24 protein-coding genes and 1 pseudogene are annotated in these 21,376 nt (G+C 73.5%); 14 read left to right on the top strand and 11 right to left on the bottom strand.

Annotated features, from left to right (window positions below):
• Positions 1 to 12 precede the first annotated feature (12 nt).
• Positions 13 to 873 (bottom strand): dihydropteroate synthase, encoded by an 861-nt coding sequence (gene folP / locus ACFYT9_RS33735; RefSeq protein ID WP_376597659.1) that lies wholly within the window; start codon positions 871 to 873, stop codon positions 13 to 15.
• A 121-nt stretch (positions 874 to 994) separates the two neighbouring features.
• On the opposite strand from folP, the gene ACFYT9_RS33730 reads away from it, so the two are divergent.
• Together ACFYT9_RS33730 and ACFYT9_RS33725 are read left to right on the top strand one after the other, a co-directional pair.
• Positions 995 to 1,321: a DivIVA domain-containing protein gene (locus ACFYT9_RS33730; protein ID WP_389169750.1), complete on the top strand. Its 327-nt coding sequence runs from the start codon at positions 995 to 997 to the stop codon at positions 1,319 to 1,321.
• A complete protein-coding gene (locus ACFYT9_RS33725; RefSeq protein ID WP_389169747.1) occupies positions 1,318 to 1,902 on the top strand; it encodes a DNA-3-methyladenine glycosylase I in 585 nt (194 codons plus the stop codon). Before ACFYT9_RS33730 ends, ACFYT9_RS33725 begins: the two co-directional genes overlap by 4 nt.
• A gap of 4 nt (positions 1,903 to 1,906) precedes the next feature.
• Here ACFYT9_RS33725 and ACFYT9_RS33720 read toward each other — a convergent pair whose 3' ends face one another.
• Positions 1,907 to 2,710, bottom strand: coding sequence for an enoyl-CoA hydratase/isomerase family protein (locus ACFYT9_RS33720; RefSeq protein ID WP_387270699.1), 804 nt, complete (start codon positions 2,708 to 2,710; stop codon positions 1,907 to 1,909).
• 312 nt (positions 2,711 to 3,022) lie between these two features.
• Here ACFYT9_RS33720 and ACFYT9_RS33715 point away from each other — a divergent pair, with 312 nt between their 5' ends.
• Positions 3,023 to 3,190 (top strand): DUF3117 domain-containing protein, encoded by a 168-nt coding sequence (locus ACFYT9_RS33715; RefSeq protein ID WP_009997451.1) that lies wholly within the window; start codon positions 3,023 to 3,025, stop codon positions 3,188 to 3,190.
• A 330-nt stretch (positions 3,191 to 3,520) separates the two neighbouring features.
• Here ACFYT9_RS33715 and ACFYT9_RS33710 read toward each other — a convergent pair whose 3' ends face one another.
• The gene (locus ACFYT9_RS33710; protein ID WP_376597652.1) at positions 3,521 to 4,186 is read right to left on the bottom strand and encodes an O-methyltransferase; all 666 of its coding nucleotides are present in this window, start codon (positions 4,184 to 4,186) and stop codon (positions 3,521 to 3,523) included.
• 142 nt (positions 4,187 to 4,328) lie between these two features.
• Here ACFYT9_RS33710 and sigE point away from each other — a divergent pair, with 142 nt between their 5' ends.
• From sigE to ACFYT9_RS33685, 5 genes are all read left to right on the top strand, one after another.
• On the top strand, positions 4,329 to 5,087 hold the full coding sequence (gene sigE, locus ACFYT9_RS33705; protein WP_360313431.1) for an RNA polymerase sigma factor SigE: 759 nt from the start codon (positions 4,329 to 4,331) through the stop codon (positions 5,085 to 5,087).
• On the top strand, positions 5,084 to 5,941 hold the full coding sequence (locus ACFYT9_RS33700) for an anti-sigma factor family protein (protein ID WP_376597650.1): 858 nt from the start codon (positions 5,084 to 5,086) through the stop codon (positions 5,939 to 5,941). The genes sigE and ACFYT9_RS33700 overlap by 4 nt, the downstream gene beginning before the upstream one ends.
• A gap of 75 nt (positions 5,942 to 6,016) precedes the next feature.
• Positions 6,017 to 7,804 carry a S1C family serine protease gene (locus tag ACFYT9_RS33695; protein ID WP_389169743.1) on the top strand — a complete coding sequence of 596 codons (1,788 nt, stop codon included), beginning with the start codon at positions 6,017 to 6,019 and terminating at the stop codon, positions 7,802 to 7,804.
• 114 nt (positions 7,805 to 7,918) lie between these two features.
• Complete coding sequence (locus ACFYT9_RS33690) at positions 7,919 to 8,362, top strand: sec-independent translocase (RefSeq protein ID WP_389169740.1); 444 nt, start codon at positions 7,919 to 7,921, stop codon at positions 8,360 to 8,362.
• A gap of 88 nt (positions 8,363 to 8,450) precedes the next feature.
• On the top strand, positions 8,451 to 9,053 hold the full coding sequence (locus ACFYT9_RS33685) for a hypothetical protein (RefSeq protein ID WP_376597663.1): 603 nt from the start codon (positions 8,451 to 8,453) through the stop codon (positions 9,051 to 9,053).
• A gap of 88 nt (positions 9,054 to 9,141) precedes the next feature.
• Here ACFYT9_RS33685 and ACFYT9_RS33680 read toward each other — a convergent pair whose 3' ends face one another.
• The 3 genes from ACFYT9_RS33680 to ACFYT9_RS33670 are packed head-to-tail and all read right to left on the bottom strand — an operon-like array spanning position 9,142 to position 12,162.
• Positions 9,142 to 10,275, bottom strand: a complete 1,134-nt coding sequence (locus tag ACFYT9_RS33680) for an Mrp/NBP35 family ATP-binding protein (protein ID WP_376597644.1) — start codon at positions 10,273 to 10,275, stop codon at positions 9,142 to 9,144.
• Positions 10,276 to 10,319: 44 nt separating this feature from the next.
• Positions 10,320 to 10,901 carry a DUF1003 domain-containing protein gene (locus ACFYT9_RS33675; RefSeq protein WP_387270702.1) on the bottom strand — a complete coding sequence of 194 codons (582 nt, stop codon included), beginning with the start codon at positions 10,899 to 10,901 and terminating at the stop codon, positions 10,320 to 10,322.
• On the bottom strand, positions 10,894 to 12,162 hold the full coding sequence (locus ACFYT9_RS33670; protein WP_376597640.1) for a magnesium transporter MgtE N-terminal domain-containing protein: 1,269 nt from the start codon (positions 12,160 to 12,162) through the stop codon (positions 10,894 to 10,896). Before ACFYT9_RS33670 ends, ACFYT9_RS33675 begins: the two co-directional genes overlap by 8 nt.
• A 299-nt stretch (positions 12,163 to 12,461) precedes the next feature.
• On the opposite strand from ACFYT9_RS33670, the gene ACFYT9_RS33665 reads away from it, so the two are divergent.
• The gene (locus ACFYT9_RS33665; protein ID WP_389169735.1) at positions 12,462 to 13,259 is read left to right on the top strand and encodes a hypothetical protein; all 798 of its coding nucleotides are present in this window, start codon (positions 12,462 to 12,464) and stop codon (positions 13,257 to 13,259) included.
• 3 nt (positions 13,260 to 13,262) lie between these two features.
• Here ACFYT9_RS33665 and ACFYT9_RS33660 read toward each other — a convergent pair whose 3' ends face one another.
• On the bottom strand, positions 13,263 to 13,763 hold the full coding sequence (locus ACFYT9_RS33660) for a hypothetical protein (RefSeq protein WP_387270705.1): 501 nt from the start codon (positions 13,761 to 13,763) through the stop codon (positions 13,263 to 13,265).
• A gap of 25 nt (positions 13,764 to 13,788) precedes the next feature.
• Positions 13,789 to 14,916, bottom strand: coding sequence for a magnesium and cobalt transport protein CorA (locus ACFYT9_RS33655; RefSeq protein WP_376597630.1), 1,128 nt, complete (start codon positions 14,914 to 14,916; stop codon positions 13,789 to 13,791).
• A 429-nt stretch (positions 14,917 to 15,345) separates the two neighbouring features.
• Here ACFYT9_RS33655 and ACFYT9_RS33650 point away from each other — a divergent pair, with 429 nt between their 5' ends.
• From ACFYT9_RS33650 to ACFYT9_RS33635, 4 genes are all read left to right on the top strand, one after another.
• Positions 15,346 to 15,936 (top strand): suppressor of fused domain protein, encoded by a 591-nt coding sequence (locus ACFYT9_RS33650; protein WP_389169731.1) that lies wholly within the window; start codon positions 15,346 to 15,348, stop codon positions 15,934 to 15,936.
• Between the two features lie 97 nt (positions 15,937 to 16,033).
• Complete coding sequence (locus ACFYT9_RS33645) at positions 16,034 to 16,672, top strand: DUF6758 family protein (RefSeq protein WP_376597626.1); 639 nt, start codon at positions 16,034 to 16,036, stop codon at positions 16,670 to 16,672.
• 146 nt (positions 16,673 to 16,818) lie between these two features.
• On the top strand, positions 16,819 to 17,682 hold the full coding sequence (locus ACFYT9_RS33640; protein WP_389169891.1) for a PHP domain-containing protein: 864 nt from the start codon (positions 16,819 to 16,821) through the stop codon (positions 17,680 to 17,682).
• A 195-nt stretch (positions 17,683 to 17,877) separates the two neighbouring features.
• On the top strand, positions 17,878 to 18,483 hold the full coding sequence (locus ACFYT9_RS33635) for a MarC family protein (RefSeq protein ID WP_387270708.1): 606 nt from the start codon (positions 17,878 to 17,880) through the stop codon (positions 18,481 to 18,483).
• Positions 18,484 to 18,633: 150 nt separating this feature from the next.
• Here ACFYT9_RS33635 and ACFYT9_RS33630 read toward each other — a convergent pair whose 3' ends face one another.
• Positions 18,634 to 18,786 (bottom strand): hypothetical protein, encoded by a 153-nt coding sequence (locus ACFYT9_RS33630; RefSeq protein ID WP_099054331.1) that lies wholly within the window; start codon positions 18,784 to 18,786, stop codon positions 18,634 to 18,636.
• 181 nt (positions 18,787 to 18,967) lie between these two features.
• On the opposite strand from ACFYT9_RS33630, the gene ACFYT9_RS33625 reads away from it, so the two are divergent.
• Entirely contained in the window at positions 18,968 to 19,906 is a 939-nt protein-coding gene (locus ACFYT9_RS33625; RefSeq protein WP_387270709.1) for an NYN domain-containing protein, read from the top strand.
• Here ACFYT9_RS33625 and ACFYT9_RS33620 read toward each other — a convergent pair.
• Positions 19,890 to 20,801, bottom strand: a complete 912-nt coding sequence (locus tag ACFYT9_RS33620; RefSeq protein WP_389169727.1) for an alpha/beta fold hydrolase — start codon at positions 20,799 to 20,801, stop codon at positions 19,890 to 19,892. The two genes, ACFYT9_RS33625 and ACFYT9_RS33620, sit on opposite strands and share 17 nt — an antisense overlap.
• Positions 20,802 to 20,929: 128 nt before the next feature.
• Positions 20,930 to 21,376, bottom strand: a pseudogene (locus tag ACFYT9_RS33615) (DEAD/DEAH box helicase); the annotation flags it as partial.

Genomic DNA, 21,376 nt, shown 5'->3' with positions numbered 1-21,376 from the left:
CCCCTGGGGTGGCTAGGCCAGGCCGCGCCTGGTCACCGACGGCTCGCGGTGGCCCGCGATCGTCGCCACCATGTCGAGCACCTGACGGGTCTCGGCGACCTCGTGGACCCGGTACACCTGGGCGCCGAGCCACGCCGACACGGCGGTCGTCGCCAGCGTCCCGAGCACGCGCTCCTTCACCGGGCGGTCCAGGGTCTCCCCGACGAAGTCCTTGTTGGAGAGCGACACCAGCACCGGCCAGCCGGTCTCCGCCATCTCGCCGAGGCGACGCGTCGCCTCCAGGCTGTGCCGGGTGTTCTTCCCGAAGTCGTGGCCCGGGTCGATCATGATCCCGTCCCGCCGCACGCCCAGCGAGACCGCCCGCTCGGCCAGCCCCACCGTCACCCGCAGGATGTCGGCCATCACGTCCTCGTACTCCACCCGGTGCGGCCGGGTGCGCGGCTCCGCGCCGCCCGCGTGCGTACAGACCAGCCCCGCCCCGTACCGCGCGGCGACCTCCGCGAGCCGCGGGTCCACCCCGCCCCACGCGTCGTTGAGCACGTCCGCGCCGGCCTCGCAGACCGCCTCGCCGACATCCGCCCGCCAGGTGTCCACACTGATCACCACGTCGGGGTGGCGGCGCCGGACCTCCGCGACGAAGCCCACCGTGCGGCGGGCCTCCTCTGCCGCGGTGACCTCCTCGCCGGGGCCCGCCTTCACGCCGCCGATGTCGATGATCGCCGCGCCCTCGGCCACCGCCTGCTCGACGCGGGTGAGCGCCGGCTCGTCGAGGAACGTCGCGCCCTGGTCGTAGAAGGAGTCCGGGGTCCGGTTCACGATCGCCATGATCACCGGCTCGTGCGGCCCGAACTCACGCCGTCCCAAGCGCAGCATCCCTTATGTCCTCCCTCGCGACCCTTCGGCGGCGTCGACCGCACCGTCTGTGACCCTAACCGTCGGCGGCGCATGGCACGATCGGCACGGGACGTTATCCATTCCGGGAGAGGGCGCGCTGGTGTTCTGGTTTCTGCTCATCACGATGGTCGTGGTCGTCGCGGCCGTGACCCTCGCCGTGGTCGGCGGCGGCGACAGCGAGGTGCTGCCCGACGCGGCCCCCGAGCAGCTGGTGGACCCGCTGCCGCTGAGCCGCCCCGTGGACCGCGGGGACGTCGAGGCGCTGCGCCTCCCGGTCGCCGCCCGCGGCTACCGCATGGAGGACGTCGACGACGTCCTGGACCGGCTCGCCGCGGAGCTCGCCGAGCGCGACGCCCGGATCGCCGAGCTGGAGGCGGCCCTCGCGGGCGCGCCGGCCCGCGACGCGGCGGAGGGCGACGAGCGATGACCGGCGGGGCGATCCCCGGCCCCGACGGGCTGCCGCGCTGCCCCTGGGGGCTGTCGGCCGAGGACTACACCGCGTACCACGACGAGGAATGGGGCCGCCCGGTCCACGGCGACGACGCCCTCTTCGAGCGGCTCTGCCTGGAGGCGTTCCAGTCCGGCCTGTCCTGGATCACGATCCTGCGCCGCCGCGAGGGCTTCCGCAGCGCCTTCGCGGACTTCCGCATCGAGGCCGTCGCCGGCTTCGGCGACGCCGACCGCGAGCGGCTCCTCGTCGACGAGGGCATCATCCGCAACCGCGCCAAGATCGACGCGACCCTCGCCAACGCGAAGCTGCTCGCCGGCTGGGACCCGGGCGAGCTGGACACCCTGATCTGGTCCCACGCCCCCGACCCCGCCCGCCCCGCCCCGCGCACCCTTGCCGACGTCCCCGCCGTCACCGACGAGTCGACGGCCCTGGCCAAGGCCCTGAAGAAGCGGGGCGTCCGCTTCGTCGGCCCGACCACGGCCTACGCCCTGATGCAGGCGTGCGGCCTGGTCGACGACCACCTGAAGGACTGCGCGGCCCGGGGCGGCGGCCGGTAGGCGCCTACTTCCCCAGGTACTTCGGCTTCTCCTTCGCCAGGAAGGCGCGGACCGCGATGGAGTGGTCCTCGGAGGCGCCGGCCAGCGTCTGGAGCTCGTCCTCCTTGTCCAGCGCCTCGTCGAGGGAGTGGTCGGCGCCGTACGCCACGGACGCCTTCAGGGCCGCGTAGGCGACCGTCGGGCCCTCGGCGAGCCGTCGGGCCAGCTTCTCCGCCTCGGCGGCCAGCTCGGCGGCCGGGACCAGCCTGTTCACGATGCCCAGTTCGTACGCCTCCTGGGCGCCGATCGAGCGCGGGAAGAGCAGCAGGTCCGAGGCGCGGCTCTGACCGATCAGCCGCGGCAGCGTCCAGGACATGCCCGAGTCGGCGGTGAGCGCCACGCCCGCGAACGAGGTGTTGAAGGTGGCGGTGTCGGCGACGATCCGGTAGTCCGCGGCGAGCGCGAAGCCGAAGCCGGCGCCGGCGGCGACGCCGTTCACCGCGGCGATCACGGGCTTCCGCATGCCGGCGAGCGCGCGGACGATCGGGTTGTAGTGGTCCCGGACCGTGTTCATCGTGGCGCGGGTGCCCGACTCCTGGTCCTGGAGGAGCAGCCCGACGTGCTCCTTCAGGTCCTGCCCCACGCAGAACGCCCGGTCGCCCGCCGCCGTGAGCAGCACCGCCCGGACCGCCGGGTCGGCCGCCGCCGCCTCGGCCGCGTCCCGCAGCGCCACCTTCGCGGCCACGTTCAGCGCGTTCATGGCCTCCGGCCGGTTGAGCGTGATGGTGGCGAGCCCGTCGCTCACTTCGTACAGGACCGTGTCGGCCATCGGGACCCCTTCGTCCGTTGCGTCGGCTGATCCGCCCAGCATGACGGAGATCACCCGTACCGCCCATGTGACCTGCGTCAAAGAATCGGGGCCCGCGGAGCGACCCGCGGCGGCGAAGTATCGCAGGCCCGACGCCGAAATATGGGGTTTTGCGGGAGCGCGTTGCGGAAGCGATGCGGATCGATGTTGGTCATCGGGTCCTGCGATGCGGGATAATGACCTGGAAGCAATGTGTTCGAAGCCGGCGACGCGTGCTCCGGTGCACGGAGCTGCCCGGTTGTGGATGAGCTGGTTTCAGGAAGGGGAACGAGCATGGCGGCCATGAAGCCGCGGACGGGCGACGGCCCGCTCGAGGTGACCAAGGAGGGGCGGGGCATCGTCATGCGCGTTCCGCTCGAAGGCGGCGGTCGGCTCGTGGTCGAGCTGACCCCGGACGAGGCCGAGGCTCTCGGTGACGCCCTGAAGAAGGTCGTCGGCTGACCCTCCCGCATTCCTGCACCGCTGCCCCGGTACGGCCCCGGCCGCCCGGGGCAGCCGTGTGTCCGGGGCCGGACGGTGTCCCTGGGCGGACAGGTCCAGGGGGACGGGTCCGGAGTCGGGCGGGGAGGTCCCGCCCGGCCGCACCGGCTCGTGCGCCCGGCTTCCCGCCTCGGGGGGCAGCGGCTTCCGGCCTCGGTTCGGCCCCGCCGGGGCAGCGATCGGGGCAGGGCCCGCCGGGGCAGGGCTACGGGGGCATCTCCGCCGGACGGGACGCGGGACGACCCGCGGGGGACCGGCCTCGGTCCGGCCGCGCCGGGTCCGGCTTCCGGCTCAGCCGCGCCGGACCGCGCACAGCAGGCCGTCGCCCACCGGCAGCAGGGTCGGCAGCAGCTGGGAGCTCTCGCGGACCGTGCGCAGCAGCTCGCGGACCCGCTGCACCTCGGCCGGCTGGGCGCCCGAGTCGACCGTGCGGCCGTCCGCGAAGACGCCCTCGAAGCAGACCAGACCCCCAGGTCGGAGCAGGCGCAACGATTCAGCGAGATAGTCCGGGTACTCCCCGCGGTCGCCGTCGCAGAAGACGAGGTCGTACCCGCCGTCCGCGAGCCGCGGCAGCACGTCCAGCGCCCGCCCGGGGATGAACCGCGCCCGGTTGCCCGCGAAGCCCGCCGCCCGGAACGCCGCCTTGGCGAACTGCTGGTGATCCGGCTGCACGTCCACGGTGGTGAGGGTGCCGTCCGGGCGCATCCCGAGCAGCAGGTAGATCCCCGACACGCCCGTGCCCGTACCGATCTCGGCCACCGCCTTGGCGTCCGCCGACGCGGCCAGCAGACGCAGCGCCGCACCCGTGCCCGGCGACACCGAGGGCAGCCCTGCCTCACGGGCCCGCTCCCGGGCCCAGCGCAGCGCTTCGTCCTCGGCGACAAAGGCGTCGGCGAACGCCCAGTTCGTCTGCCGGTTGGCGGTAATGGCCCTCTCCTGTCCCCTTAGTTGACGCAACGGTGACTGTATCCGCTGTCAGCGGGAACCCGCAGATGGGACCGGGCGTTCACCAGGGGAGGGACGGGCACGAGAAGCGGCGGACGGCGCCGATTCAAATGCTCGTAAAGATTCTTATCCGGAGCTAACGGGCGAGGTGGCTATGGTAGGGGCTCCACTGGACACCACCAGAGCCGATAGGGGAGGTGCGGCTGCGCCTGTGGATCGGAGAGGGGCGTTCAGGCGCCTCCTCAGGTCGGCGGGTGAGCCGAAATCCGTGACCGACACCGCTGACAAGCTCCACACCACCGCCACCGCACCCACCACCGCGACCTTCGCATCGGATGCGGAATCGCAGGCGTGGACTCCGCCCACCTGGGAGGAGATCGTCAGCACGCACAGTGGTCGCGTCTACCGCCTGGCCTACCGCCTCACCGGCAACCAGCACGACGCCGAGGACCTCACCCAGGAGGTCTTCGTCCGCGTCTTCCGCTCGCTGTCGACGTACACCCCCGGCACCTTCGAGGGCTGGCTGCACCGCATCACCACCAACCTCTTCCTCGACATGGTCCGCCGGAAGCAGCGCATCCGCTTCGACGCGCTCGCCGACGACGCCGCCGAGCGGCTCCCCAGCCGTGAGCCCTCCCCGCAGCAGGTGTTCAACGACACCCACTTCGACGCCGACGTCCAGCAGGCCCTCGACACCCTGGCGCCCGAGTTCCGCGCCGCCGTCGTCCTGTGCGACATCGAGGGACTGTCGTACGAGGAGATCGCCGCGACCCTCGGCGTGAAGCTCGGCACCGTCCGCAGCCGCATCCACCGCGGTCGCTCCCACCTGCGCAAGGCCCTCAAGCACCGGTCGCCCGAGGCCCGCGCGGAGCGCGCCCTGGCCACCGTCGGATGGGAGGCCGGGACAGCGTGAGCGCCACCCGTCCTCCGTCCCCGAGCCCCGCGGAGCACCACCTCGGGGACCGGCTCGCCGCGCTCGTCGACGGCGAGCTCGGCCACGACGCCCGCGAGCGGGTCCTCGCCCACCTCGCCACCTGCGCCCGCTGCAAGGCCGAGGCCGACGCCCAGCGCGCCCTGAAGAGCGTCTTCGCCTCCAGCGGAGCCCCCCAGCCCTCCGAGGGCTTCCTCGCCCGCCTCCAGGGCCTTCCCGGCGGTCCCGGGGAGCCCGGACGCTCCCCGCTGGAGCAGCTTCTCGAAGCCGGCGGTGTGAAGAGCGACGGCTTCGCCACCGCGCCCCCCGCCGTCCCCCGCGACCCCGACACCGGCACCGGCTTCCGGGTCCACTCCCTCCCCCAGTCCGGCCGCGGCCGGCGCTTCGCGGTCGCCGCCGCCGGCGCCGTCTCCTTCGCGGCCATCGCCCTCGGCGGCACCCTGCCCGTCGAGAGCTCCCTGAACACCACCGCCCGCGGCGGCCAGGGCACGGGCACCGCCGTCACCCCGATGCGCGCGGGCGCCTCCGCGGGCCCCGGCTCCGCGTCGGGCACGGCGGCCGGCCGGGCGGACCGCTCCGAGGGCTCCACCGGCGGCGCCCAGGCGATCGGCAGCGCCCCGCTCGTCCCGGGCGGCACGGTCGCCTCGGGGGCCGTCCCGGGCGTGGACCGGGCGGGACCCGCCGCGCCGGTACGGCTCCGGGTCGCGCAGGCCCAGCCCCTCTTCGCGCTCTCGCCCTTCATACGCACCACGCCCCACGCGCTCCAGCCGGCCTTCGGACCGGTGCCCAGCCCGGCCCCCAGCCCGCCCGTCACCCCGCCGGGCTCCCCTCGCTGACCCCCGACCTGGTTGAATCCTCGGTCAGAGCGCCCGACACAGGGACGCTCACGGGTCAGCGGTTGCGGGGAGAGCATGGACGACGGGAAGCCGAACTGGTGGAGCCGGCCTTCGACGCCCCCGGAGGCGGCGCGGATACCCACGCCGCCCCCGGCGGAGGAGGACGACTTCGCCCTCCAGGCCCCTGACCGGGCCGAGGCCGCCCCGCCGGAGCCGGCCGCCGCACCCAAGGTCGACATGACGAAGGACCCCGCCCCGGCCCGCTCGCCGGAGCCCGCCCCGGCCCCTGCGCCGGCCCGCTCGCCGGAGCCCGCCCCGGAGCCCACTCCGACTCCCGCCCCGGCCCCCGCGCCGGAGCCCGCCCCGGCCGTCGCCGCCGATGCCGCGCGGGAACTTCCGGAGTCCGCGCCCGCCACCGCCGCGCCCGTCACCGCCGCGGTCACCGCGCCGGAGCCGGCCGCCGCGCAGCAGCCGCTCCACGAGCCCGACGAGTACCGCACGCCGCCCTACGGCGAGCCGGGCCCGTGGGCCCCCGCACCGCCCGTACAGCACCCCACCGCGCCCCTCCCGGCCCCGCAGCCCGCCGTACCCCCGCAGGCCGCCCCGCCCGCGCACGGCGCCGTACCCCCGCACGGGGCCGCCGTGCCGCCGCCGCAGGGGCCCATGCCGCCGCAGACGCCCGCCTGGGGCCAGTACGACCCCTGGGGCGCCGCCGCCGGAGCCGTACCGCCGCCCGCCCGCAAGAAGTCCCGGCGCGGCCTCGCCCTCGTCGGCGCCCTCGCCTTCGCCCTCCTCACCGGCGTCATCGGCGGCGGCGTCGGCGCCTACGTCGAGCGCAACGGCGGCCTCAACCGCGTCGAACTGCCGCAGTCCGAGGCCGGGACCACCGACCGCGCGCCCGACAGCGTCGCCGGCATCGCCGCCGCCGCCCTGCCCGGCGTCGTCACCCTGCACGTCAGCGGCGGCGGCTCGGCCGGCACCGGCACCGGCTTCGTCCTCGACAACCGCGGCCACATCCTCACCAACAACCACGTCGTCGACGCCGCCGCCTCCTCCGGCGACATCACCGTCACCTTCTCCAGCGGCGAGACCGCCTCCGCCAAGCTCATCGGCAAGGACGCCGGCTACGACCTCGCCGTCGTCCAGGTCACCGGCGTCACCGGACTCAGGCCGCTCCCGCTCGGCAACTCCGACGACGTCCGCGTCGGCGACCCCGTCGTCGCCATCGGCGCCCCCTTCGACCTCTCCAACACGGTCACCTCCGGCATCATCAGCGCCAAGGAGCGCCCGATCACCGCCGGCGGCGAGAAGGGCGACGGCAGCGACATCTCCTACGTCGACGCCCTCCAGACCGACGCGCCCATCAACCCCGGCAACTCCGGCGGCCCCCTCCTCGACGGAAAGGGCCGCGTCATCGGCATCAACAGCGCCATCCGCGCCGCCGGCGGCTCCGGCGACGGGGACGGCGGCAGCGGCGGCCAGGCCGGCTCCATCGGCCTCGGCTTCGCCATCCCGGTCAACCAGGGCAAGCGGGTCGCCGAGGAGCTCATCAACACCGGCAAGGCCACCCACCCGGTCATCGGCGTCAGCCTCGACATGCAGTTCAACGGCGACGGCGCACGCGTCGGCGACAAGGGCAAGGACGGCACCCCCTCCGTCACCCCCGACGGCCCCGCCGCCAAGGCCGGCCTGCGCCCCGGCGACGTCATCACCAAGGTCGACGGCCAGCGGGTGCACAACGGCGAGGAGCTGATCGTGAAGATCCGCGCCCACCGGCCCGGCGACGAGCTCGCCCTCACGCTGACCCGGGGCGGAAAGGAACTGACCAGGACCGTCACCCTCGGTGCGGCCCAGGGCGGCTGAGCCGCACGGGCGGCACCCGAGGTACATGTGGCGGACATCGCAAGGTACCCGTCCGGCAGTCCGGGCGGGTACCGTGGTGCGGGCCGCCATGGTCCGGCGTGAAGGAGCTACTAGGTGTTCAGCGACATAGGCGCACTCGAGCTGGTGACGCTCATCGTGCTCGCCGTGCTCATTTTCGGCCCGGACAAGCTGCCCAAGGTCATCCAGGACATCTCGGGCTTCATCCGGAAGATCCGCGAGTTCTCCGACAGCGCCAAGCAGGACATCCGCACGGAGCTGGGCCCGGACTTCAAGGACTTCGAGTTCGAGGACCTCAATCCGAAGACCTTCATCCGCAAGCAGCTCGACGGCAACGAGGACCTCAGCGAGCTCATGGAGCTGCGCTCCACGTTCGACCTCCGCAAGGAGATGAACGAGGTCGCCGACGCGGTCAACAGCCGCGAGAGCGCACCCGCCGCCGCCCCCGCGACGGTCAACGGCTCCGCGCCCGACCTGCTGAAGAAGCAGGACAAGCCCGACACGCCCGAGCGGCCGCCGTACGACTCCGACGCGACCTGACACGGGCGGTCACCGACCGGTCGCTATCCTCCTTGAGTTGGGGGTACCCCTGGACGAGGTCCGGGGGAAGAACGAGGAGGCGGCCGAGATGAAGACGACGAGTCGGGTGGAAGCCGAGGGCTTTCAGCGCGCGCCCTTCGCCTGGTACGGGCTCGACGAGGCGTTCACCGGGCCCCGCCGGCTGATGCAGATCGGCACGGCGGCGGACGGCACCGTGCAGCACGGCTCGGTGGGCCACGGTGACGAGCCGTCGATAAAGTCCGAGGTCGCCGGCGCGGAGAAGGAGCGGTTCGCCGTCGTCGTGACGGTCGCCGCGCACCCCGTGCGCCGCAGCGGTGACGGCACCGGCGTCCTCGACGCCACCACCGTCTCCTCCGCCGCCTGGCTGGCCGGCTCCGGGCTGCTCGCCCACACCTGGCCCGCCTCGCTCGACCACGGGCTGCGGGACCACTGGCTCGACCAGCAGACCGAGACGGCCTTCGAGCTGGCCGACGACCTCGACGGGCCCGCCTGGTCCGCGCTGTCGCTGCCGGTCGACGGGGTGCCGGTGCCCTTCCACTACCGCGAGTCCGAGTTCGGCTGGGTGCTGGCCGGCTCCACGGGGGACGTGCACCTCGGGGCGTACGGGCGGGGCATGAGCGCCTACGGGCTCGGCTTCGCCCAGATCAAGGACCTCGGGCCGTACGCCTGAGGCTCCCGACACGCCGAAGGGCGCCCCGCACCGGGGCGCCCTTCGCCGTGTCCGTCGGCGGCCGGACGTGTCCGGGTCCGCCCCGGGGTCAGAACTTGTTCCGCGGCGTGATGCCCAGGCTCAGGCCCGAGAGACCGCGCTGGCGGCCGCCGAGCTTTCCGGCGATGGAGCGCAGGGCCGCACCGGCCGGCGACTCCGGGTTCGACAGGACGACCGGGCGGCCGTCGTCGCCGCCCTCGCGCAGCCGTACGTCGATCGGGATCGAGCCCAGGACCGGGACCGTCGTGCCCGTGGTGCGGGAGAGGCCGTCGGCGACCAGCTGGCCGCCGCCCGTGCCGAAGACGTCCACCATCTCGTCGCAGTGCGGGCAGGGCAGGCCCGCCATGTTCTCCACCACGCCGACGATCTTCTGATGGGTCTGCACCGCGATCGAACCGGCCCGCTCGGCGACCTCGGCCGCCGCCTGCTGCGGGGTCGTCACGACCAGGATCTCCGCGTTCGGCACCAGCTGCGCGACGGAGATCGCGATGTCGCCGGTGCCCGGGGGCAGGTCGAGCAGCAGGACGTCCAGGTCGCCCCAGTACACGTCCGCCAGGAACTGCTGGAGCGCGCGGTGGAGCATCGGGCCGCGCCACACCACGGGCGCGTTGCCCGGAGTGAACATGCCGATCGAGATGACCTTCACGCCGTTCGCCGACGGCGGCATGATCATGTTCTCGACCTGGGTCGGACGCCCGTCCGCGCCCAGCATGCGCGGCACGCTGTGGCCGTAGATGTCCGCGTCGACGACGCCGACCTTCAGACCGTCGGCGGCCATCGCCGCGGCCAGGTTGACCGTCACCGAGGACTTGCCGACGCCGCCCTTGCCGGAGGCGACCGCGTACACCCGGGTCAGCGAGCCCGGCTTCGCGAACGGCACCTCGCGCTCGGCGGTGGTGCCGCGCAGCGCCGCCGCCAGCTCCTTGCGCTGCTCGTCGCTCATCACGTCCAGCGTCACGTCGACGCCGGTGACGCCCTCGACGCGGGAGACGGCCTCGGTCACGCGCTGCGTGATGGTGTCGCGCATCGGGCAGCCGGAGACCGTCAGGTAGACCGTCACCGCGACCTTGCCGTCGGGTTCGATCTCCACCGACTTGACCATGCCGAGCTCAGTGATCGGACGATTGATCTCGGGGTCGTTCACCGTCGCCAGTGCCTCGAGCACCGCGTCTTCCGTAGCCATAGGTCTGATGGTACGGCGACGACCACGTAGCCATGAAAGGGCTGTCAACGGTCGGGTACGTCACTCCGCCGCTCGCCGTCCGGCGGGAATAGACCGCGATCCCGCCCGCGCTCCTCCAGCTCCCTCACCAGGTCCTGGAGTTCGGAGCGGATCCAGTCCCGGGTGGCGACCTCGCCCAGGCCCATCCGGAGCGCCGCGATCTCCCTGGTCAGGTACTCCGTGTCGGCGATCGAGCGCTCGTTCTGCTTGCGGTCCTGCTCCAGGTTGACCCGGTCCCGGTCGTCCTGCCGGTTCTGCGCCAGCAGGATCAGCGGAGCCGCGTACGAGGCCTGGAGGGAGAGCATCAGCGTCAGGAAGATGAAGGGGTACTCGTCGAACTTCAGCGACGCCGGGGCGAAGATGTTCCACACCACCCAGGCGATGATGATCACCGTCATCCAGACGATGAACCGGCCCGTCCCGAGGAACCGCGCGATCCGCTCCGACATGCGCCCGAACGCCTCGGGGTCGTACTCCGGCAGCAGGCGCGAGCGGCGGATCCGGGGCTGGTCGAGCCGGATGCGGGGGAGCTGCCGGTCGCGCTCCCGCTCCCGGTCCCGGTCCCGTTCCTGCGACCGCTCAGCCACCGCGCACCCCCTCCTCGTGGAACTCCGTCTCCCGCCAGTCGTCCGGCAGCAGGTGGTCGAGCACGTCGTCCACGGTGACCGCGCCGAGCAGGGAGCCACTCTCGTCCACGACCGGCGCCGCCACCAGGTTGTACGCGGCGAAATAGCTGGTCACGGCCGGCAGCGGGGTGTCCGGGCCGAGCGGCGGCAGGTCGCTGTCGACGAGCGAGCTGACCAGGGTGAAGGGCGGATCCCGCAGCAGCCGCTGGAAGTGCACCGTGCCCAGGTACTTCCCGGTCGGCGTCTCGTCCGGCGGCCGGCACACGTACACTTGCGCCGCGAGCGCCGGCGACAGGTCCTGCTGTCGCACCCGGGCGAGCGCGTCGGCGACGGTGGCGTCCGGGCGCAGCACGATCGGCTCCGTCGTCATCAGACCGCCCGCCGTCCGCTCCTCGTACGACATCAGCCGACGCACGTCGGCCGCGTCGTCCGGCTGCATCAGGGTGAGCAACCGTTCCTTCTCGTCCTCCGGCAGCTCGTTGAGGAGGTCGGCGGCGTCGTCCGGGTCCATCGCCTCCAGGACGTCCGCGGCCCGCTCCTCCTTCAGCTTGCCGAGGATCTCCACCTGGTCGTCCTCCGGCAGCTCCTCCAGGACGTCGGCGAGCCGGTCGTCGTCGAGGGCCGCGGCGACCTCGGCGCGCCGCTTGGGGGAGAGGTGGTGCAGCGCGTTGGCGAGGTCGGCGGGGCGCAGCTTCTCGAAGGTGGCGACCAGGCTCTCGGCGCCCTGCCCGTGCTCCTCCAGGGAGAAGCCGGTGACCGCCGACCACTCCACGGTCAGCGTCTCGCCCTTGCGGCGCAGGGCGCCGCCCTTGCCCCGGCGGACGAAGACCCGGTCGATCTCCCAGTCGCGGCGGGCGGGCAGCTGCGTGATGGCGACGTCGAGGACGGTGACCTCCTCGCCGGTCTCGACCAGGGTCACCCTGCGGTCGAGGAGTTCGCCGAGGACCAGCCGCTCGGTCGGCCGCTGCTCGAAGCGGCGCATGTTCACCACGCCGGTGGTGATGACCTGGCCGGACTCGACTCCGGTGATCCGGGTCATCGGGACGAAGACCCGCCGCCGGCTCAGCACCTCCACGACCATCCCGAGCAGCCGGGGCGGACGGCGGCCGACGCGGAGCATCGCCACCACGTCGCTGACCCGGCCCACCTGATCGCCGACGGGATCGAAGACGGCCACGCCGGCGAGGTGGGAGACGAAGATCCGGGGGGCGCCTGCCGCCATGCCTCGCGCCTCCTCGGTGCCGCACGATCCAGGGTCGCCGCGCCGCCCGCGGGGCCTGCGCGTCCGTTGCGGGGCCCTTGTCGGGCTTCGCACGGTTCAGGCTAGCCCGTGGTGTTCCACCCCGCTCCGGCAGCGCCGCCGTCCGGCTGCCTGCGGGGACGCCGGGTCCGCCCGGGTACGCTGCGGACTGCCGCCCCCCACCGGCACCGGTCGGCGCGTCCGGCCCACCCCGGCGGCCCCTTCCGCCGTGTCTGCACGGCCGGGGCCGTTCCCCCACCGAAGAACGAGAGGCAGCGCAGGTGACCGTCCGCACCCCGTCATCGCGTATCCCGTCGGCACGACCCTCCCTCACCCCCGCCGCCCGCTTCCGCAGGACCTTCGTGCCGCTGGCCCTGTGCGCGGGTCTCACGGTGGGCCTCACGGCCTGCGGGGCCGACCCGGACGAGGGGACGAACGGGGTCGGGAGGCTGCCGGCGTCCGAGATCGAGCGCGAGGCCCGCACGGCGGCGGGCACGGCGAAGGCGGTCAGGCTCTCCGGCACCCTGGTCAGCAAGGGCGGCACCTTCAAGCTGAACATGCGGCTGAAGCGGAACGGCGGAGCCGGCTCGGTCACCACGAAGAACAGCACCTTCGAGCTGCTGCGGGTCGGTGACGCGCTCTACCTCAAGGCGGACGCCGGCTTCTGGACGCACGAGGAGCAGGGCGACGACAAGCCCAGCGAGGCCGACACGGAGGCCGCCGACAAGCTGGACGACATGTACGTGAAGGTGCCGAGCGACGACCCCTCCTACAAGCAGCTGCGCGGCTTCACCGAGATGAACCAGCTGCTGAGCGGCCTCATCGGGCTGCACGGGGACGTCGTCAAGGGCGACCGGGACCAGATCGGCGGCGTCCGCACGGTGAAGGTGAAGGGCGGCCCGGACGGCGAGGGCGGCACCCTCGACGTGGCCCTGGAGGGCTCCCCGTACCCGCTCCAGTTCGCCCGGGGCGGGGGAGCGGGCCTGGTGGTGCTCACCGAGTGGGACACGGACTTCCCCCTGACCGAGCCGGGCCGCGAAGAGACCCTCGACTACGGCCGCCAGCTGCCCCGGACCTGAGGGCTAGCCCTTCCGCCTGCGCCGGAACAGCAGTTTCGGCAGGGCGGCCGGGATCGGGTGGCGGGTGGTCGCCCCGGACGGCAGGGGTACGGCGGCGAGGGAGCCGTCCGGCAGGTCGGTGGTGGCGGTGCGCGGGTCGAGGCGCAGGACGCGGCACTCGCGCGCCCAGCGCTCGGGCACGGCCTCGCCGTCGGGGGCGTTCAGCCGCTTGCCCTTGAGTTCGGCGACGGCCGCGTCCCACTCCTCGGTGCCGGGGACGAGCTGGCGCACGGCGGCCGTCCAGGAGACGATCCGGCCGCCCTTGTCCTTGCTGCGGACGGTGACCTCGGCGGTGGCGCCGTCGGCGAGGCCGGGCAGTGGCTGCTCGCCGGGCCCGTCGCCGACCACGAGGGCGGCACCGTCGTGCCAGACGTGCCAGAGCGCCCGGGCGGGCCCGGTGCCCCGGACCCACACGAGGCCGGACTTCTTGGTGGCCTCCTCGACGAGGAACAGCTCTTCTGTCATGGCCCGCAGCCTAGCGGCAGGCCCGTCAGAGCCAGCCGTTGCGCTTCAGCGTGCGGTGGATGGTGAAGCAGATGACGGCGATGCCGCCGAGCACCATCGGGTAGCCGTACCTCCAGTGCAGCTCCGGCATGTGGTCGAAGTTCATGCCGTACACGCCGCAGACCGCCGTGGGGACGGCGACGATCGCCGCCCACGAGGTGATCTTGCGCATGTCCTCGTTCTGCGCGACGGTCGCCTGCGCCAGGTTGGCCTGGAGGATCGAGTTCAGCAGCTCGTCGAAGCCGACGACCTGCTCCTGGACGCGGGCGAGGTGGTCGGCGACGTCCCGGAAGTACTTCTGGATGTCCGGGTCGACCAGCCGCATGGGCCGCTCGCTCAGCAGCTGCATCGGGCGCAGCAGCGGGGTGACGGCCCGCTTGAACTCCAGCACCTCGCGCTTCAGCTGGTAGATCCGGCCGGTGTCGGTGCCGCGCTTGGAGCCCTTGGTGGCCGGCGAGAAGACGTCGATCTCCAGCTGGTCGATGTCGAGTTCGACGGCGTCGGCGACCGCGATGTAGCCGTCGACGACGTGGTCGGCGAGGGCGTGCAGGACGGCGGAGGGGCCCTTGGCGAGGAGTTCGGGCTCGCCCTGGAGGCGGTGGCGGAGGTTGCGCAGCGAGCCCTGGCCGCCGTGCCGGACGGTGATGACGAAGTCGGGTCCGGTGAAGCACATCAGCTCGCCGGTCTCCACCACCTCGCTGGTGGCGGTGAGTTCGGCGTGCTCGACGTAGTGGATCGTCTTGAAGACGGTGAAGAGGGTGTCGTCGTACCGCTCCAGCTTGGGCCGCTGGTGGGCGTGGACGGCGTCCTCGACGGCGAGCGGGTGGAGCCCGAACTCGGCGGCGATACCGGCGAATTCGGCCTCGGTCGGCTCGTGCAGACCGATCCACGCGAAGCCGCCGGACTCCCGCACCTGCGCCATCGCGCCGCGCGGGGTGAGGCAGGCGCGGTCCTCGACCCGCTCCCCGTCGCGGTAGACCGCGCAGTCGACGATGGCGCTGGAGGCCGAGTGGTCGCGGGTCGGGTCGTAGTTCGTGTACGTGGTCGGGGTCTTGCGGGGGCTCTGGCGCAGGCTCGGACGAACGGCGGCGCGCAGGTCGCGGATCATCGACATGGGCGTGCTCTCCTTCACGGACAGGCCGTCGACGAGAGCGTGGCGCAACCCGGAATGAGGGCGAGAAGAGAGCTTCGTCCACAAAGCGGGCGGCACCGGCGGCTCGTGGCGACGGCGTTCGCAACACAGACAGGCAAAGAGGGGAGTGCTCTTCCGTCGGACGCGATGCCGGAGAAGGGGGTCCGCGGTTCAGGGACCCGGGTTCACCGGAGAGAGGAACGCACCGGGCTCGGGTGCGGTGCGGCGGAAGAGCGGCTGGTACTGCCCGATCGACTTCGATCCATCGCAGTCCCACCTCCTCCGGCCGGTCCCTCGTGAGGGACGACGTGTGACGAGCAGTCGGGAAACCCGACCACTGGCCAACACTATCAGCCGACCGAGGGTCAATCCCTTACTTTGCCCGTTCCATGCGCGATCTATGCTCGCCGCATGGGAGAAGTTCTTGCACTGGTCGAGGCCCGGCTGCGCACGGCCCTGGGTGAACCGGACGCGCGGGCCGCAGTGACCTTCCTCGGCACCGACCGCATCGAGGTGCTCCGCTTCGTCGACGCGGCGGCGGGGCTCGTGCGCTACGCCACGCTCGGCATGTCCGCCGCGCCGATGGCCGACCCGACCGCCGCCCTCGCCGACCCGGTGAAGGGGCCGCGCGCCGAGCTGGTCCTGACCGTCCGGCTCGGCCGGGCCGACACCGACAAGGTGCTGCGCCCGCTGGCGGTGCTCGCCGCCACCCCGCAGGTGGAAGGCGTCGTCGTGGCCCCCGGTGCCTCGCTCGACCTGGGCGAGCCGCTGTGGCCGGGGGCCGGCTTCAGCTCGGTCCTGGTCGCGGAGTCCGGCGGACTGGTCGAGGACCTGGATCTGAACGAGCCCCTGGACCCGGTTCGGTTCCTGCCGCTGCTCCCGATGACGCCGAACGAGGCCGCCTGGAAGCGGGTGCACGGGGCGCAGGCCCTGGAGGAGCGCTGGCTCGCCAGGGGCACCGACCTGCGCGACCCGCTGCGCGGCTCGGTGGCGCTGGACTGAGGGCCCGGGCGCCCGGGTGAGGGGGCGCGGGCCGGACGGGTGATCGGGGCGCGGCCGTTCTTGACGGGAGGCGCGCGCGGTAGGACCGTTGAGCCCTATGAGGGGCGAACCCAGTTGTCCGAAGTGTGGTGGTCGGGTCAGGGCGCCCGGTCTCTTCGCCGACTCCTGGCAGTGCGACGTCCACGGGCCCGTGCATCCGCTGCAGCCCGTGATCCCGCCCAGTGTCGAAGCCCTCGGCGTCGTCGTGCACCGCTCCCAGGTGCCCGTCTGGATGCCCTGGCCGCTCCCCGTCGGCTGGCTCTTCACCGGGGTCGCCTACGCCGGTGACGACCGCAGCGGCGGTCGCGCCACCGCCGTCGCCTGCTCCGGGCCCGGCCCGCTCGGCGGGATCGGCGAGCTGCTGCTCGTCGCCGAGGAGCTGGGCGTCGGCCTCGGCGCCCGGTACGCGGGCATCGACGGCCCCGACCCCGGCTCCGGCATCGCCATCGACAAGCCCCCGCAGGCGAAGGTCCTCGCCGCGGGCCGCCCCACTCCGCTCTGGCACGTCACCGGCACCCCGCACGACCGGGCCGTCTTCGCCGGCGAGGCCCGCGGGCTCTGGCTCTGGGCGATCGTCTGGCCCGAGCAGTCCGGACTGCTGATGTACGACGAGCTCGTCCTCACCGACCTGCGGGACGCGGGTGCCGAGGTCGAGCTGCTGCCCTGCGGGGCGCTCACTCCGCGCCTGCTGGGCTGACGGCACGTCCGCCGCCCGGGAGGGCGTACGGACCCACCCGGCGACGTAATGGGCTCACCGCGGGTCGGATCCGTACATTCCGGTGTGCGCCGCCCGTTATGCTGGAGCGTCGCCCCGTCCGTGCCGAGCCCCTGGAGAACCGCGTCGTGCGCATCGACCTGCACAGCCACTCCACGGCGTCCGACGGCACCGACACCCCCGCCGAGCTCGTGCGCAACGCCGCCGCGGCCGGGCTCGACGTCGTCGCGCTCACCGACCACGACACCACCCGCGGGCACGCGGAGGCGATCGCCGCCGCACCCGAGGGGCTGACCGTCGTCCCCGGCGCCGAGCTCTCCTGCCGCCTCGACGGCATCGGCCTGCACATGCTCGCGTACCTCTTCGACCCCGAGGAGCCGGCCCTGCTCGCCGAGCGCGAGCTGGTCCGCGACGACCGGGTGCCGCGCGCCCGCGCCATCGTCGGCCGGCTCCAGGAGCTGGGCGTGCCCGTGACCTGGGAGCAGGTCGCCCGGATCGCCGGCGACGGCTCGGTCGGCCGGCCGCACGTCGCCGAGGCGCTGGTGGAGCTCGGTGTCGTCCCCGACGTCTCCGGGGCCTTCACCACCGCGTGGCTCGCCGACGGCGGCCGCGCCCACGTGCAGAAGCACGAGCTGGACCCGGTGGACGCGGTCCGCCTCGTGAAGGCGGCCGGCGGCGTCACGGTCTTCGCCCACCCGGCCGCCGTCAAGCGCGGCCAGGTGGTGCCGGAGTCCGCGATCGCGGCCCTCGCCGCGGCCGGGCTCGACGGCATCGAGGTCGACCACATGGACCACGACGCGCCCACCCGGGCGCGGCTGCGCGGGCTCGCGAAGGAGCTGGGCCTGCTGGTCACCGGCTCCAGCGACTACCACGGCAGCCGCAAGACCTGCCGGCTCGGCGAGTTCACCACCGACCCCGAGATCTACGGCGAGATCACCCGCCGTGCCACCGGCGCCTTCCCCGTCCCCGGCGCCGGCGGAGTCCCGGCCTAGGGCCTTTAGCGGGCCGCCCTCCCCGTCGTCGCCTGACGGCGGGGCGCGGTGCTGTCCGCCGCCCCTCCTTCTTCCCCCGTCCCCGCGTGTCCGCCGCGCGGGGGAGGCCACTCTCCTGCCCCAGAGCCGGAACGCAGAGTTCCGGATCCGGGTGCCCCCACCCCACCGTTCGACCTCACCGCAAGGCACCCCACCGTGTTCGACGTCGCCGTCTTCGGCTCGCTCTTCCTCACCCTGTTCGTGATCATGGACCCGCCCGGCATCACGCCGATCTTCCTCGCGCTGACCTCCGGCCGCCCCGCCAAGGTCCAGCGCCGGATGGCCTGGCAGGCCGTCGCCGTCGCCTTCGGCGTGATCACCGTCTTCGGCCTCCTCGGCCAGCAGATCCTGGACTACCTGCACGTCTCCGTCCCCGCCCTCATGATCGCGGGCGGCCTCCTGCTGCTCCTCATCGCGCTCGACCTGCTCACCGGCAAGACCGACGAGCCGAAGCAGACCAAGGACGTCAACGTCGCCCTCGTGCCGCTCGGCATGCCGCTGCTCGCCGGGCCCGGCGCCATCGTCTCGGTGATCCTCGCCGTCCAGCACGCCGACAGCGCCGCCGCCCAGGTCTCCGTCTGGGCCGCCATCGCCGCGATGCACCTCGTGCTCTGGCTGGCCATGCGCTACTCGCTGCTGATCATCCGCGTCATCAAGGACGGCGGCGTGGTGCTCGTGACCCGGCTCGCCGGCATGATGCTCTCCGCGATCGCGGTACAGCAGATCATCAACGGCGTCACCCAGGTCATCCAGGGCAGCTGACCCCCTCGGGGCCGACCCTGGGTCCACCCTCGGGCCGGCCCTGGGCCCACCCCGGGGCCCGTCCCGGGTCCGGACACCACTGCGCCCCCGTGCGGATTCCGTCGAGCGGAGTCCGCGCGGGGGCGCGGTGCGTGGTGTGGACCTGCCCCGTTACGAGGCGGAGGTCTCAGCGGGTCGGATCCAGATGCGCTGGCCGATAGCCGCGGCCTGCTGCACGATCCGGTTGACGGAGGCGGCGTCCACGACGGTCGAGTCGACGGGCGTACCGTCGATGTCGTCGAGGCGCAGAATTTCGAAGCGCATGGCTTCTCCCTTCGTCCGAGTTGATCCTCCATGCGGAGAACTGTGTACGACTGTGTACATCTGTCTTCAACGGCGGCCCCACCCGAAACATTCCCTTGCCTAAAGAAAATTTTCGGCTGGCTAACTACTCATGGGTAGCGGGTGTGGCGGCCCGCCCTCCCACAGCGGACAATGAGGGCCGATGAACGACGCCACGCACCCCGCCCCGCCCGCCGACGACGACACCTCACGCGCCCTCGGCGCGCTGGAGGCCCGCCTGGAGCACACCAACGAGCTCCTGCGGCGGATGCTGGCCGAGGTGGCCAAGACCCCGTCCACCCACGCCATCTTCGTCGACGCCGGTTACGTCCATGCTTCGGCCGGGTTGCTGGTCGCGGGCACCGAGGACCGGCGCAACTTCGACCTCGACGCCGAGGGCCTGATCGACGCCTTCATCGACACGGCCCGCACGATCTTCGCCGACAGCCGGCTGCTCCGGGTCTACTGGTACGACGGCGCCCGCCGCCGCATCCACACCCCCGAGCAGCAGTCGATCGCCGAGCTCCCCGACGTCAAGGTCCGCCTCGGCAACCTCAACGCCAACAACCAGCAGAAGGGCGTCGACTCCCTCATCCGCACCGACCTGGAGTCGCTCGCCCGCCACCGCGCCATCAGCGACGCCGCCCTCGTCGGCGGCGACGAGGACCTCGTCTCCGCGGTCGAGGCGGCCCAGGGCTACGGCGCCCGCGTCCACCTCTGGGGCATCGAGGCCGCCGACGGACCCAACCAGGCCGAGGCCCTGCTCTGGGAGGTCGACAGCCAGCGCACCTTCGACCTGGACTTCTGCCGGCCCTACGTCACGCGGCGCCCCGTCAGCATGTACGAGAACGAGGCCGAGCCGCCGCCCTCGCGCGACGAGGTGCGCTTCGTCGGCGCCCAGATCGCCGCCACCTGGCTGGGCGAGCGGGGCCGCGACCGGCTCGCCGAACTCCTGCCCGGCGACCCGTACCTCCCCGCCGCCGTCGACCAGGACCTCCTCGTCGAGGCCGAGACCCGGCTCAGCCGCTCGCTGCGCGGCCACGGCGCCCTCCGGCGCGCGCTGCGCGACGGATTCTGGCAGCACCTCAGGGCGCAGTACTGACCCTGAGGACGGGCTCCTCCCGCTCGCCCGCCGCGTCCGCCCGCTCCCAGAAGGCGGTCAGGCGCTCCGCCAGCTCGCGCGGGTGGGAGACGTTGGGGGAGTGCCCGGCGCCCGCGACGACGGTGTGGTGCGCGCCGGTACGGGCGGCGACCGCCGCCAGCTCGCCCGGCGGCCAGACCATCTCGTCGGAGCCGTACGCCAGGTGCACCGGCAGCGCCAGGCCGGCCAGCTCGGCCGGCCCGTCCGGGTCGCGCAGCAGCAGCCGGCCGGCGCCGGACAGCTGGGCCACCTTCGTCAGCATCCAGCGCCGCCGCAGGAAGCCCGTGACCTCGACGGAGTCGACCGCCTCGTCCGGCTCCTCGCCGCGGCTGTCCAGCCACCGGGTGGTCTGCCAGACCCGCTCCTTCGCCAGCAGCGCGTGCCCGGCCCGCAGCGCCCGGATCCGGATCCGCTGGGGGCGGGCGACCCTGCCCGGTCCCGAGGAGAGCAGCGTCAGCGAGCGGAAGGCCCGGGGTGCGAGCACCGCGGCCGAGCGGGCCACGAGCCCGCCGAAGGAGTGCCCGAGCAGGTGCACGGGCCCGTCGCCCAGCGCCATCGCCTGGGCGACCGCGTCCAGCGCGAGGGCCCGGCGGCGGTAGGCGGCGCGGCCCCGGGGGCCGTACGACTCGTTCTGCCCGCGCCCGTCGACGGCGACGGCCCGGAACCCGGCCTCGCTCAGCGGGCCGAGCAGCGCCAGGAAGTCCTCCTTGCTGCCGGTGTAGCCGGGCAGCAGCAGGACGGTGCCGCGCCGCTCGCCCGCCGGGGCGGTGTCGAGCACGGCGAATCCGCCGCGCACCGTCTCCAGGCGGTGGGCCCGGGTGCGGGGCGGCAGCGACAGGGAGCGCGGCTTGCTCATGCAAGGACTGTAACCGGAGGAGGTGCTCCGGGCCGGGGCCGGGCCCGCGGGCCCGGGGAACACGACGGCGGCCCGGCCCCTGGTGGGGGGGCCGGGCCGCCGTCATGCCCGGTCGTCCGGGCCCGTCGTCACGCCTCCGGCTGGGCCGGGGCGGCCTTCTTGGCGGCGGCCCGCTTGCGCGGAGCCTTCGGCGCCTCCTCGGCCGGAGCCTCGGCGACGGCCTTCTTCACCGTGCGGCGTCGGGTCGTCGTCGCCTTCTGCGGCTCCGACGCGTCCGGCGCCACGGCGGCGGCCGTCTTCTTCGCGGTGGCCCGCTTGCGCGGGGCCTTGGGGGTCTCCTCGGTGGCGGCGGGGGTCTCGGTGACCTCGGCCGTCTTCTTGGCGGCGGTCCGCTTGCGGGGAGCCTTGGGGGCTTCCTCGGCGGCGGGCGCCTCGGTGACGACGGCGGCGGCCGTCTTCTTCGCGGCGGTCCGCTTACGGGGGGCCTTGGGGGTCTCCTCGGTGGCGGCGGGGGTCTCGGTGACCTCGGCCGTCTTCTTGGCGGCGGTCCGCTTGCGGGGAGCCTTGGGGGCTTC

The organism is Streptomyces sp. NPDC004435 (assembly GCF_042873895.1).
GTDB lineage: Bacteria > Actinomycetota > Actinomycetes > Streptomycetales > Streptomycetaceae > Streptomyces.
Note: the sequence above shows the minus strand (reverse complement) of the source record. Positions and strands in the feature narration are given on the sequence as shown.